Source organism: Streptomyces sp. NPDC059256, assembly GCF_042753785.1.
Lineage (GTDB): Bacteria > Actinomycetota > Actinomycetes > Streptomycetales > Streptomycetaceae > Streptomyces.
Genome location: NZ_JBHYZO010000001.1, coordinates 881,951 through 893,972, shown reverse-complemented (window position 1 = coordinate 893,972; position 12,022 = coordinate 881,951). Strand labels below are relative to the sequence as shown.

13 protein-coding genes are annotated in these 12,022 nt (G+C 69.4%); 4 read left to right on the top strand and 9 right to left on the bottom strand.

Annotated features, from left to right (window positions below; genetic code table 11):
* Position 1: 1 nt before the first annotated feature.
* Both ACFXJL_RS03860 and ACFXJL_RS03855 read right to left on the bottom strand, forming a co-directional pair.
* Positions 2 to 727, bottom strand: coding sequence for a L,D-transpeptidase family protein (locus tag ACFXJL_RS03860; RefSeq protein WP_329022620.1), 726 nt, complete (start codon positions 725 to 727; stop codon positions 2 to 4).
* Between the two features lie 234 nt (positions 728 to 961).
* Entirely contained in the window at positions 962 to 2,248 is a 1,287-nt protein-coding gene (locus ACFXJL_RS03855) for an MFS transporter (RefSeq protein ID WP_358876353.1), read from the bottom strand.
* A gap of 62 nt (positions 2,249 to 2,310) precedes the next feature.
* On the opposite strand from ACFXJL_RS03855, the gene ACFXJL_RS03850 reads away from it, so the two are divergent.
* Positions 2,311 to 3,264: a LysR family transcriptional regulator gene (locus ACFXJL_RS03850; protein ID WP_358876352.1), complete on the top strand. Its 954-nt coding sequence runs from the start codon at positions 2,311 to 2,313 to the stop codon at positions 3,262 to 3,264.
* Positions 3,265 to 3,310: 46 nt separating this feature from the next.
* Here the strand turns inward: ACFXJL_RS03850 and ACFXJL_RS03845 are convergent, their stop codons facing one another.
* Positions 3,311 to 4,003 carry an alpha/beta hydrolase gene (locus ACFXJL_RS03845; RefSeq protein ID WP_384631609.1) on the bottom strand — a complete coding sequence of 231 codons (693 nt, stop codon included), beginning with the start codon at positions 4,001 to 4,003 and terminating at the stop codon, positions 3,311 to 3,313.
* A 250-nt stretch (positions 4,004 to 4,253) separates the two neighbouring features.
* Here ACFXJL_RS03845 and ACFXJL_RS03840 point away from each other — a divergent pair, with 250 nt between their 5' ends.
* The gene (locus ACFXJL_RS03840; protein WP_384688896.1) at positions 4,254 to 5,408 is read left to right on the top strand and encodes an adenosine deaminase; all 1,155 of its coding nucleotides are present in this window, start codon (positions 4,254 to 4,256) and stop codon (positions 5,406 to 5,408) included.
* 125 nt (positions 5,409 to 5,533) lie between these two features.
* Positions 5,534 to 5,905: an ATP-binding protein gene (locus tag ACFXJL_RS03835; RefSeq protein WP_358876350.1), complete on the top strand. Its 372-nt coding sequence runs from the start codon at positions 5,534 to 5,536 to the stop codon at positions 5,903 to 5,905.
* Positions 5,906 to 5,999: 94 nt separating this feature from the next.
* Here ACFXJL_RS03835 and ACFXJL_RS03830 read toward each other — a convergent pair whose 3' ends face one another.
* The 5 genes from ACFXJL_RS03830 to afsQ1 form a co-directional block, all read right to left on the bottom strand.
* Entirely contained in the window at positions 6,000 to 6,209 is a 210-nt protein-coding gene (locus ACFXJL_RS03830) for a PspC domain-containing protein (RefSeq protein WP_329022631.1), read from the bottom strand.
* A 101-nt stretch (positions 6,210 to 6,310) separates the two neighbouring features.
* Positions 6,311 to 6,892, bottom strand: a complete 582-nt coding sequence (locus ACFXJL_RS03825; RefSeq protein ID WP_384688891.1) for a VanZ family protein — start codon at positions 6,890 to 6,892, stop codon at positions 6,311 to 6,313.
* A gap of 132 nt (positions 6,893 to 7,024) precedes the next feature.
* Positions 7,025 to 7,756 (bottom strand): hypothetical protein, encoded by a 732-nt coding sequence (locus ACFXJL_RS03820; RefSeq protein ID WP_358876348.1) that lies wholly within the window; start codon positions 7,754 to 7,756, stop codon positions 7,025 to 7,027.
* The gene (locus ACFXJL_RS03815) at positions 7,753 to 9,354 is read right to left on the bottom strand and encodes a HAMP domain-containing sensor histidine kinase (RefSeq protein WP_358876347.1); all 1,602 of its coding nucleotides are present in this window, start codon (positions 9,352 to 9,354) and stop codon (positions 7,753 to 7,755) included. The genes ACFXJL_RS03820 and ACFXJL_RS03815 overlap by 4 nt, the downstream gene beginning before the upstream one ends.
* Positions 9,355 to 9,418: 64 nt before the next feature.
* Positions 9,419 to 10,096 carry a two-component system response regulator AfsQ1 gene (gene afsQ1, locus ACFXJL_RS03810; RefSeq protein ID WP_175257369.1) on the bottom strand — a complete coding sequence of 226 codons (678 nt, stop codon included), beginning with the start codon at positions 10,094 to 10,096 and terminating at the stop codon, positions 9,419 to 9,421.
* A gap of 194 nt (positions 10,097 to 10,290) precedes the next feature.
* On the opposite strand from afsQ1, the gene ACFXJL_RS03805 reads away from it, so the two are divergent.
* A complete protein-coding gene (locus ACFXJL_RS03805) occupies positions 10,291 to 11,037 on the top strand; it encodes a SigE family RNA polymerase sigma factor (RefSeq protein ID WP_358876346.1) in 747 nt (248 codons plus the stop codon).
* 223 nt (positions 11,038 to 11,260) lie between these two features.
* Here ACFXJL_RS03805 and ACFXJL_RS03800 read toward each other — a convergent pair whose 3' ends face one another.
* Positions 11,261 to 11,965: an ATP-binding protein gene (locus tag ACFXJL_RS03800; protein ID WP_358876345.1), complete on the bottom strand. Its 705-nt coding sequence runs from the start codon at positions 11,963 to 11,965 to the stop codon at positions 11,261 to 11,263.
* Between the last annotated feature and the right edge of the window lie 57 nt (positions 11,966 to 12,022).

The window sequence follows — 12,022 nt, the reverse complement described above, 5'->3', positions numbered from 1 at the left end:
CTCAGGTTCCCGGCTTGGTGCCGTAGACGAAGACGTCGTCGCCGTTCCTCAACAGGTTCCAGTATGACTTCGCGTCCGCGGGTCGCAGGTTGACGCAGCCTGCGGAGCCCGGCGGGTTGTACATCGACTTCGTCGTCGAGTGGAACGCCTGGCCGCCGTCGAAGAACTGGGCGTAGGGCATCGGCACGTTGTACAGCGACGAGACGTGGTTGATGTTGCGCCAGTAGATCTTCTTGGCGCCGGTCCTGGTTTCGGCCTTGTCCCGTCCGGTGCGCACCGGCACGGGGCCGTACTTCAGCGTCTTGCCGTCCTGGATCCAGCTGAGCTGCCGGGTCAGGTCCACACAGGCGATGCGGCCCTTGTTGGTGGGACACGTGCCGGCCTTGTTCGGATTGCTGCCGGCCGCGCGCTGCTGAAGGATCGTGTTCATCGTGCGCCAGGTCAGCGGCCCGGCGTAGCCGATGGTGGGGGTGATTCCGTGCTTGGCCTGGAAAGCCTTGATCGCCTTGCAGTCGGTCTGCGACTGCTTTCCGTCCACGGGGCGACCGAGGAACTTCTCCACCTGCTTCTGGTGCGGTCCGACCCCCGCGGTGCACGAGGCCGCCTGTGCGGTACCCGCGCCCAGCGCCGTTGTCAGTGGGACGATCAGCCCCGTCAGTGCGAGGGTGATTCCCGCCCGCCTTGCGAGTCGCCGTCCCCCGAGCGTCTTGTGCGTGCCGACTCTCACCGTTCCCCACTCCCCTCCGTCTACCGCCGCGATTGCGGCAGTCTGTCCATGTGACGCTCGTGGGGGACGGGTAGTTGTACGGAACATGTCTCAATCGCGCTACGGCGTGCGCCGGCCCCCCAGAACGGAATACCCCTCGGCGTTCCCGAACGTGAGACCTCGGCGCCCGCCCGGGCCGGTCCGCTAGCGCGCCAAGGGCCGGCACCGAAGCGGTGCCGGCCCGATAAGCCCAGTTCAGCGCGTTGCCACGGCCACGGCGAGCCGTTCCTGACGGGCCACCTTGGTCCCGTACAGCGTGATCGACACGACCCCGAGCACCGCGAGTAGGCCCAGCCCCACGGTCCCCGCCCAGCCGGCCGAGTGGAAGGCGATCGCACCGAGCGTGCCACCGACGCTACTGCCGAGGTAGTACACAGACTGGTACAGCGCCGACGCCTGCGCCCGCCCCGTCTTCGCCGTCCGGCTCACCGACGCGGAGGCGACCGCGTGGCCCGCGAAGAACCCCGCCGTGATGAGCACCAGACCGGCCAGGACCGCCGTCAGCGAATCGGAGAGCGAGAGCCCCAGGCCCAGCGCGGTGGTGGCGACCGCCGCGTACAGCGCTCCACGACGACCGAGGCGGCCCACCAGTCGGCCCGCCGTGGCGGACGAGATCGTACCGACCAGATAGACGAGGAAGATCGAACCGATGACGCCCTGCGGCAGGTTGAAGGGCTCACCGATCAGTCGGTAGCCGATGACTGTGTAGACCGCACCGAAGACCGTCATGAACAGGGCGCCGATCGCGTACAGCCGCAGCAGCAGCGGATCGGCCAGATGACCGCGCACCGTGGTCGCCAGCACCTTCGGGTTCAGCGTTCCCGGGGTGAAGCGGCGGGCCTTCGGCAGCAGTGCCCGGAAGACCAGGACGCCCAGCAGCGCGAGCAGTCCCACCGCGGCGAGCCCCGCCCGCCATCCCCACAACTGCGCGGCCCAGCCGGTGACGATCCGGCCGCTCATACCGCCGATGCTGTTGCCCGCGACGAAGAGTCCGATCGCGGCCACCAGGGCCTTGGGGCGGACCTCCTCGGCCAGGTACGCCATCGCCGAGGCCGGCAGCCCCGCCAGCGCCGCGCCCTGCATCGCCCGCAGGGCCACCAACCACTCCAGGTTTGGCGCGAAAGGCACCAGCAGCCCCAGAACCACCGCCACGGTCAGTGACACCGTCATCAACGTCCGTCGACCGAAGCGCTCGGAGAGGGCGCTCATCGGGAGGACGAAGAGGGCCAGTGCGCCCGTCGCCGCCGAGACCGTCCAACTGGCCGCGGAGGCACTCGCACCGAACGCGGTGGAGATCGCGGGCAGCAGTGCCTGGGTGGAGTAGAGGAGCGCGAAGGCCGCCATGCCCGCGGCGAAGAGGGCGAGGTTCATCCGGCGGTAGCCGGGACGCCCGGGGGCGATGGGCTCGGGGAGGGGCTCGGTGGAGGACGTATCGGCGAAGACGGCGCCCACCGGGGTGGACGCCTTGGTACTGGCAGGCATGACTAGAACGTATGCCCGTAGGATTCATGCGTCCAATGCATGGAACGGGCATAATCGTTCCCATGGTGCATGACTACAGCTCACAGCTTCGCCTGTCACACGGTAGTTACGAAGAAGACATGGCGCTGCTGCTTGCGCCCAGGCTCGCGTACTTCGCGGAAGTGGCTCGCCACGAACATGTGACGCGGGCCGCACAGGAGCTGGGAGTGCCCCAGTCGACGCTCTCCCGGGCCGTCGTGCGGCTGGAGCGGGATCTCGGGGTGACCCTCTTCGCACGCAAGGGCCGCACGGTCTCCCTCACCCCCGCGGGCCGCACCTTCCTCGCCTCCGTGGAGCGCGCGCTCGGAGAGGTCGAGCGGGCGGCCGATTCGGTGCGGGCCGACGCCGACCCCCATGCGGGCAAGGTCGCCTTCGGCTTCCTCCACACCATGGGCTCCGAGACCGTCCCCGGGCTGCTGCGCGCCTTTCGAGCGGACCACCCCCGCGTCCGGTTCACCCTGGTGCAGAACTACGGCGAGGCGATGCTCGGCGGTCTGCGCACCGGTGAACTCGACCTCTGCCTCACCTCGCCCGTTCCCGACGCACCCGACCTCGTGGCCCGTCGTCTCGATGAACAGAGGCTGCGGCTGGTGGTCCCCGACGACCATCGGTTGGCCGGCCGCAAACGTGTCCGGCTCGCCGAAGCTGCAGACGAGGCATTCGTCACCCTGGAGTCCGGCTACGGGCTGCGGCGGATCACCGACGACCTCTGTGCGCAGGCGGGCTTCACCCCGAAGGTGGCGTTCGAGGGCGAGGAGGCCGAGACCCTGCGCGGTCTGGTCGCCGCCGGGCTGGGGGTGGCCCTGCTGCCGCCACCCGCGGTGGCCAGGCCCGGAGTCGCCGAACTGACGGTCACCGCACCGCGTGCCGTCCGGGAGATCGGGGTGGCCTGGCTGGACGGACACCCCGACACGGCACCTGTCGCCGCCTTCAAGAAGTTCCTGCTCTCCCGCCGCGGCCAACTCCTGCCCGAGTGAGCCCCGGGCGCGGGGCGCCGTGAACCCATCGCCCCGCAGCCGTTGTTCACTGTCTGAGCGACTTCCCGAACCCCGCCGCCAACGGCATCCGCAGCCCCAGCGGCGGTGGGGCGGCCAGTGCGTCCGTCACCGGCCGGGAGTAGGGATGGGGAAAGAGCGAACCCAGTACGAAGTCCGTCGCCAGCGCCAGAACCTCGAAGTGGTGCTGCCGCAGTGCGTTGCCGTCGGTGTGCACCTCGAACCGGCATATGTTCCGGTTGACCTTCTTGACCCGCTCCGCCAGCCGGTACGACAACTCGGGTGAGGTACGTGCGTCATTGGTGCCGTGCACGACCAGGACCTGTTTGCCCACCAACTGCTTCACCGGCTCGGCCTCGGCCCCTGGCTGCTCATCGGGCAGCCAGGGGGCCATCGCCAACACCGTGCTGACCGCCGGATGATCAGCCGCTCGGAGGGCCGCCCGCCCGCCGAACCCGTGCCCCGCCAGACAGATCGGCACATCGCCGTACCGCCGGACCACCTCGTCCGCCGCCCAGGAGGCGTCCGCCGCATGTTGCGCTGCCTCACCGTTCCAACCGCGGGTGCGGTAGTGCACGGTGTGCACCACCAGTCCGTCCTGGCGTCCCGCCCGCGCCAGCGCCCGTCCCAGCGGCAGCGCTCGCGCGAGCGACAGCGCTGACGGTCTGCGGGGTGACTCCCGATCGCCGTCCGGCAGGATCAGCACCACTCCTGCCGCCAAGGGTCCCGCCCCGCCCCGTCGCCCGCCGTAGGGCCTGCCCAGTCGTGGTCGCTGCCCGCCGCCTCCCCGCCCTTCCCCTTTGTCCGCTGCGCTTCGCTCACGATCTCCAGGACGCCCCCGCCCGGGGGGCAGTGCACGGTGTGCCATGGCAGAACAGTGTCAGAAGCCCTGGTCTACGCCACCCGTACGCGCGGTCACTGTTACGTATCGGCCAGGCGCTCTCTACGCGCGTAGGGGCTAGAGTGCGCAGATGACGAGCCAGACCCTCCACACGCCCACCGCGGATCAGATCCGTCGCGCTCCGAAGGTGCTCCTCCACGACCACCTCGACGGCGGGTTGCGTCCGGGCACGATCATCGAAATCGCCCGGGAGACCGGCTATCGCGACCTCCCCGAGACGGACGTCGACAAGCTGGGCACCTGGTTCCGCGAAGCGGCCGACTCGGGCTCGCTGGAACGGTACTTGGAGACGTTCGCACACACCTGTGCCGTGATGCAGACCCGTGAGGCGCTGTTCCGGGTGGCGGCCGAGTGCGCCGAGGACCTCGCCGAGGACGGCGTGGTGTACGCCGAGGTGCGGTACGCCCCGGAGCAACACCTGGAGGGCGGCCTCACGCTCGAAGAGGTCGTCGAAGCAGTCAACGAGGGATTTCGCGAAGGCGAGCGGATCGCCCGCGGCAACGGTCACCGCATCCGGGTCGGCGCCCTGCTCACGGCCATGCGGCACGCCGCCAGGGCCTTGGAGATCGCCGAACTCGCCAACCGCTACCGCGATCTGGGTGTCGTCGGATTCGACATCGCCGGGGCGGAGGCCGGCTTTCCGCCCACCCGTCACCTCGACGCGTTCGAGTACCTCAAGCGGGAGAACAACCACTTCACCATCCACGCGGGAGAGGCGTTCGGCCTGCCGTCGATCTGGCAGGCCCTCCAGTGGTGCGGTGCGGACCGGCTCGGCCACGGCGTGCGCATCATCGACGACATCCAGGTGTCGGACGACGGCCAGGTGCAACTCGGTCGGCTCGCCGCGTACGTCAGGGACAAGCGCATCCCGTTGGAGCTCTGCCCGACGTCCAACCTTCAGACCGGAGCCGCCCAGTCCTACGCGGAGCACCCCATCGGCCTGCTGCGCGAGCTGCACTTCAGGGCAACGGTCAACACGGACAACCGACTGATGGGCGCGACCAGCATGTCCCGTGAGTTCGAGCTGTTGACCGACACCTTCGGATACACGCTCGACGATATGCAGTGGTTCACCGTCAACGCGATGAAAAGCGCCTTCATCCCTTTCGATGAAAGGCTCGCGATGATTAATGACGTCATCAAGCCCGGGTATGCCGAATTGAAATCCGAATGGCTGTTCCGGCAGACGGCCACCACCAGCGAATCTCTGCCCGAACAGAGCTGACCTGGGCCGTTCGGGGGTCGTCGGACACGTCAACACTCCCTCTTCCCGAGGTGTTTGCTTCCGCGTCGCGACGGTGGCTAGCTTGCGGAGCCGCTCATATTCCCCGTCCCAAGGACACACCCCTGATGAAGCAGTCTGCTGCCAAGTCCCTTGGCGTCGTCGCCCTCGGCGCCGCCTTCGCCGCGGTCGCCGCGGGCTCGGCCGTCGCGGAGCCCGCTCCGTTCCCGGACTCCGCCACCTCGCTCGACACCATCGGCCACGTGGTGCCCCTCAAGGACACCCTGACCAAGGTGCCGGCCGGCGCGGAGGTCCTCGCCGGTGGCCAGGCCGCCCTGATCGAGAGCACCGCCACCCTGCCGGGCACCCTCCAGGGGGCGGGGCAGCGAGTGCTGGCCCCCGAGGCGTCGAAGGATGTCGTCGGCTCGCTGCTGGGCGGTCTGCCGGTGGCCCAGCTGACCAAGGCCCTGCCGACCGGTGGTCTCGGCGGCATCGCCTGACCCGTCCCGTCCACCGTCACTTCCCCTGAGACGGCAGTACGGCACAGCTGTGGGGCGTCGCACCGGACTTTCGGTGCGACGCCCCACGCGTGTGTCACCAGGCCGTCGCGGCCGTCTTCCCGCCCTTCTCGGCGGGGAGGAACAGCCAGAGCGCCGCGTAGACGAGGAACTGCGGGCCGGGCAGCAGACAGGAGACGAGGAAGATCACCCTCATGGTGTTGGCGGAGGTGCCGAAGCGCCCTGCCAGCGCCGCGCACACACCGCCGATCATGCGTCCTTCGCGAGGGCGGACAAGTGCGGCCATGGCGGACTCTCCTTCGCAGATGTGCGGTCGGTTCGCCGGAACGCTTCTTTGTACGTTCCGATGACTCCAGCCTCCTCCACGAAGAGGGGCAAAGCATCGCTCTAGGGGGCGATCCCGACCCTGGAAATCGTCGGGGTCGACCCCTGAGGCCCCTCCACGGCGGCGGACTGGCCGGTCCGCTCGGGCCGCCGGATGCCGCTGCCCCTGCCCGGTGGGCGCAGCCGACGCCGCCGTAGCCGCGCTCGGCCCGCGGGCACCACCAGCAGATGGGCGACCGCCACTCCGGTCGTGTTCAGCAGCAGCGAGTCCACGTCGACCACCCGACCGGGCACCCCGGTCTGGAGGAGTTCGATGCCCAGCGAGAGCAGGGCGCCGGCCGTCACCGTGCGGGCCAGGGACGCCAGGGGGGAGACCGCGATCCGGCCGCTGACCATCGGGAGGAGCACCCCGAGCGGGGCGAGCAGCAGAAGTCCACCGCCGAGTTGCCGCGCGGCTTCCACCGGCCCGAGTTGGAGATCGGCCCTGATGCCCGCGAACGGCTCCAGATTGGCGGCCGTCACCCATGGCACATCGAGAGGGCGCAGGGTCAGCCATCCGACGAGCAACAGGTGCACGAGGAGGAGGACGACCCCCGCCACACGGAAGCGGATGACGGCACTGCCGCCTTTACCTTGACGCTGCACGATGCACAAGACGCGCCGCGGGTACGGAATGGTTCCGCCGCCCGCGGCATCGCGTGCCCCGCCCGTCCTGCCCCGGCGAGATCCCGTTGTCCACTCCGCCCCCCGTCATTACCCGTTCTGGGCCAGCCATGGCTACTCGACCGTGGCCGGACCGGTGGCCGGCGGTGTGGAGAGCGCCGCTCCGGCACCCGGGGGGACCGACTCCGTGGTGGTGGCTGCACCACGCGTCGCCGAGGGCGACGGCAGCGGGCCCACCGTGGGCAGTACGTCCTCCGGCCGGTCCTTGGCCTTCCCGGAGCAGCCGTACCCGCGCGGCGCGTACTCTCCGGGCCCACCGAGGATCACGGCCCCGCCCGTGGCCGATGCCTGGCTCTCCGAGAACGTGCACACGATCTGCGCGAGCGCCGCAGCCGGCAGGTCCTCCGGCTGTCGGCTCAGTCGCAGGGTGCCGTCGGGGTCGCTGCGACGTTGACCGCTGACCGCGATCGGCCCCCGGACGTAGGTCGCGAACCCCGCCTCCCTTTCTGCCGCCGACGGTTCGCGCTGCAACTCTTCGAGCAGTGCCTGCGCGACCTGGATGCGGCCCTCATCGGACTTGGACTCGGGTATCTCCGCGGTACGGTCCACCGGCTCCAGCTGGGAGGCGCAGACCAGGTAGATCCGTACCGGCACGTCCCGGGACTGCGACTGCTGCGTGATGTCCTCGCCGTTGACCTCGCACGGCACCCGTGAGGGCGCGGGACCGCCGTCCACCGGCACGTGCGTGGGCCTGATCCCGCAGCCGCCGAGCGCGAGTACGCCCAGCAGGGCGGCGAGCCCCGCCACCTTCCGCCTGGTGCGCAGCCCCCGGACCTGATCCGTCACCGCTGGCCTTCCTCTCCCCGTCCGGGGCTTTCGGTGTCCGAGGGACGGTCGGGGCCCGGCCCGTCGAGGTCCCCGGTGTCCGCGCCGGTGGGGCCCGCCGAACCGGCGGGTTCGTCCTTGGGCGCCGACGGGTCCAGCGGCAGTCTCAGGAGGAACACGGCGCCGTCGCCGTCGGGCGAGTTCGCGGCCGTGATGTCCCCTCCGTGGATGTGCGCGTTCTCCATGGCGATGGAGAGCCCGAGTCCACTGCCCTCGGACCGTGGTCTGGACGCGCTGGCCTTGTAGAAGCGGTCGAAGACATGGGGCAGGACGTCCTCGGGGATGCCGGGTCCGTGGTCGCGCACCTCGATCAACAGTTCTCCGTCCACGGGTCGCACCGAGACGCGCACCGGTGAGCCGCCGTGCTTGAGGGCGTTGCCGATCAGGTTCGCCAGGATCACATCGAGTCGACGTGGATCGAGCCGGGCCATCAGTCCGCGCTCGGCGTCCAGGTCGACCGCGTCCAACCAGGCCCGTGCGTCGATGCAGGCCGTGACCTGGTCGGCGACGTCGACGTCGTCCAGCACCAGTCTGGCGGTGCCCGCGTCGAAGCGGGTCACCTCCATCAGGTTCTCGACGAGGTCGCCCAAGCGCCTGGTCTCGCTCACCACGAGGTTCACCGCGGGCGCGATCATCGGATCGAGGTTGTCGATCTCGTCCTCAAGGACCTCGGTGACGGCGGTCAGCGCGGTCAGCGGGGTCCGCAGTTCATGGGACATGTCGGCGACGAATCGACGGCTGGACTCCTCGCGGGCGCTCATGTCGGCGACCTTCTTCTCCAGCGACTCCGCCGTCTTGTTGAAGGTGCGCGCGAGTTCGGCCAGTTCGTCGGTGCCGGACACCCTCAGCCGGGTGTCCAGCTTGCCCTCACCGAGCCTGCGGGCGGCTTCGCCGAGCCGGCGCACCGGCTTGAGCACGGTCGTCGACGCCGCCTGCGCCAACAGCGCGGAACCGACGAGCGCGAGCGCCGTGGCGATCCCCAGCGACCAGGCCAGGGTGTTGAGGTCCTCCCGCTCCTGGTCCAGCGATTTGAGGACGTAACCCGTCGGCCCACCCCCCACGATCCGGGTGCCGCCGACCAGATAGGGCTTGCCGCGCAACTGGATGCGCTGCCAGTACAGGTGGTACGGGGAGGAGTTCCCCGCGACCGTCTCCTGACGGTCGTTCACCGCCTCCCGCAGTCGCCGGGGCACGTCATCGAAGGTGAAGTCGTCCGGGTCCGAGGTGGCGACGATCGGTTTGCCCTCGTCGCGCTCCCCGATCAGGAGCACGGTGAACCCGGCCTTGCCCTGGGACATCTGGTCGACGGTGATCTGTAGTTCGCTCTGGGACGGATGCAGGGGCAGCGAGGCCGCCCGGTTCTGCATCTGCTGACGGAAGTCCCCGAGCGCCGAGTCCTGCGTCCGCGTCAGCACGGCTTCGCGATTGAGCCAGTAGGCGATGCCCGATGCCGAAACCGCCGCGGTCAGGGCGACCACGGCGAAGACGACGACCAGACGCAGCCGCAGGCTCGTCCAGCGGAGGCTGGCGAGCACCGCGCGCTTCACGGCACCGCTCACCGCGCGCTGCCGAACTCATGGGGAGGGGCGGTGAGGTCGTGGTGGTTCGGGGGATGAGCAAGGGTCACTGGGGAACGTCCAGCCGATAGCCCACACCACGTACGGTTCGGATCAGCGTCGGCGAGGACGGGACGTCCTCCACCTTCGCCCGCAGCCGTTGGACACAGGCGTCCACGAGCCGCGAATCCCCGAGGTAGTCGTGTTCCCACACCAGTCGCAGCAATTGCTGTCGGGACAGGGCCTGCCCCGGTCTACGGCTCAGTTCCAGCAGAAGGCGCAGCTCGGTCGGCGTGAGCTGCAGGTCTTCGCCGTTCTTGGTGACGGTCATGGCGGAACGGTCGATCACCAGGGACCCGAAGGTGGCGGAGTCCGTGGACTCCCGTTCGCCCCGGCGCAGTACGGCACGGATACGGGCGTCAAGCACCCGACCCTGTACGGGTTTGACGACGTAGTCGTCGGCTCCGGATTCCAGGCCCACGACGACGTCGATGTCGTCGCTGCGGGCGGTCAGCAAAATGATTGGCAGCTGATCGGTGCGCCTGATGCGGCGGCACACCTCGAAGCCGTCAATCCCGGGCAGCATCACATCCAGCACGATCAGATCAGGTCGCTGCTCACGCAGCAGTTTGAGGCCGTCCTCGCCCGTCGCCGCAGTGGCCACACGGTGGCCCTGGCGCGACAGGGAGAGTTCGAGGGCCGTGCGGATGGCGTCGTCGTCCTCGATCAGCAACAGGAAAGGCACAGGGGCCATTCTGGCGTATGGCTGCGGCGGAGTTCGACTGGGAGAAGGACCGGACAACTCCGCGACCTCAGCGTCCGCCCGTCAGCGGCCCCTGTGACAGCCCTGTGACAGTCGGCGGACAGCCCCATGAAATCGCCTGGGCAAGATTTTCGACACACGGACGGAAACGGACTCCACTCGACGGGGGGCGCAAGATGAACGCACTGCACAGCACCGCCACAAGCGCAGTTGTCACGCGTCTCCACGACGTCGGGAGGACCACGGAAAAGTCCGGTGCCGTGAACGGGCGGGGGTGCGTTCGCGGCACCGGGCGTCAGCACAAGCCGTCGTACATGACGGTGGTTGACGCGCCCACGGGGGCCGGTGGGGGGACCACCGGAGGGAGCGGGGAAGCGTACCGGGAGAGCGATGTCAGCCTTTCCGAGGCGGAGTTCACCGCCTATGTGAAGGAGCGTCGCTCCTCCCTGTACGCGACCGCTTACCACTTGACCGGGGATCGTTTCGAGGCCGAGGACCTGTTGCAGAGCGCGCTGTTCTCGACGTACCGCGCTTGGGACCGCATCAGCGACAAGGCGGCGGTCGGTGGATATCTGCGCCGCACCATGACCAATCTGCACATCAGCGCCTGGCGCCGACGCAAGCTCAACGAGTACCCCACGGAGGAGCTGCCGGAGACGGCGAGCGACACCGATGCGATGCGGGGTACCGAACTGCGCGCGGTGCTCTGGCAGGCGCTCGCCAGGCTTCCCGAACTCCAGCGGACGATGCTGGTCCTTCGTTACTACGAGGGCCGCACCGACCCGGAGATCGCGGACATCCTGGACATCAGTGTCGGCACGGTGAAGTCGAGCATCTGGCGGTCGCTCCGCCGGCTGCGCGAGGACGACGTCCTCAGCTTCGGCCGTGACGAGGAAGAGTCCTTCGGCGAGCTGGTGGCCTGAAGGCACGGGGGATAGACCGGGGGGACGCCGTCTCGGGGGAGACGGCGACGGTGGGGGCTGTGAGGTCATGGGGGACCTCGCGGGAGCCACGGGGGAAGAGCGGGACCGAACGGGCCGGGGGGTCTTGTTCGGTCCCGCGTCTTTTTGCGTCCGGGGCCTGGCTCAGACCCGTCGAGGGAATCGGTCGTCGGGAGAGCCGAGCTGGTCTGAGTGCCCGAAGGCGTCAGACGGACGGTCCCGACGAAGCCACCGGCGCTGACGCGGGACTCTCCACAGCCGGATCGACGGCCGTTCGGGGACGCGGCGGCACCGGCACGGCCAGGGCGGAAGCGATCCGCGCCAGCGCCTCCCGCTTGGCGCAGGGGTGGGCGCCCAGAGCCGCCTGCCGCGCCACGATGCCGCGCTCGGTGCGCATCAGCCGCCAGCCCCTGCGCAGCAGGAACGCCACCGACTTGCGGCCCTCCTTCAGATCCCTGGCCAGCCGGCGGCGGAACGTGGTCGAAGGGCGTCCGCGCAGACAGAGCGCATCCGCCAGCAGACCCAACTCGGTACAGCGCGCCACCAGATCCGCGGCGAAGATGCCCTCGGCGATGAAGAGCCGCGCACCACCGAGGTCGAAGACCTCGCGCCCGACCCGTGAACTGGAGCCGATGTCGTACACGGGAACGGCCGTGCTTCCGGATTCGCACAGTTCTGCGAGGGCGGACACCGCGGTGTCAGCGTCCCAGGAGAGCGGCGAGTCCCAGTCGATGTCCGCGCTGCCCACGACCAGCGGGAGGGTCGGGTCGTCGTGCTCCTTGTAGAAGTCGTCGAGGCGCAGTACGGGCAGTCCCGTACGGGCGGCGAGAGAGGACTTGCCCGATCCGGAGGGGCCCGTGAGCAGTACGACGCGCGCTGAGAGGGCGCGGGAGGCTGGGAAGGCGGTCACAGGACACCAGTGTGAGGCATTGACCCGTGAAGGGGACCCGTCGGGTGTCCGGTAGCT

What these genes read in the sequence shown, in the direction of transcription:
- ACFXJL_RS03840 (WP_384688896.1), top strand. Translation starts at nt 4,254, where the DNA reads ATGACGAGCCAGACCCTCCACACGCCCACCGCGGATCAGATCCGTCGC.
- ACFXJL_RS03850 (WP_358876352.1), top strand. Translation starts at nt 2,311, where the DNA reads ATGGTGCATGACTACAGCTCACAGCTTCGCCTGTCACACGGTAGTTAC.
- ACFXJL_RS03855 (WP_358876353.1), bottom strand. Translation starts at nt 2,248, where the DNA reads ATGCCTGCCAGTACCAAGGCGTCCACCCCGGTGGGCGCCGTCTTCGCC.
- ACFXJL_RS03805 (WP_358876346.1), top strand. Translation starts at nt 10,291, where the DNA reads ATGAACGCACTGCACAGCACCGCCACAAGCGCAGTTGTCACGCGTCTC.
- ACFXJL_RS03830 (WP_329022631.1), bottom strand. Translation starts at nt 6,209, where the DNA reads ATGGCCGCACTTGTCCGCCCTCGCGAAGGACGCATGATCGGCGGTGTG.
- ACFXJL_RS03835 (WP_358876350.1), top strand. Translation starts at nt 5,534, where the DNA reads ATGAAGCAGTCTGCTGCCAAGTCCCTTGGCGTCGTCGCCCTCGGCGCC.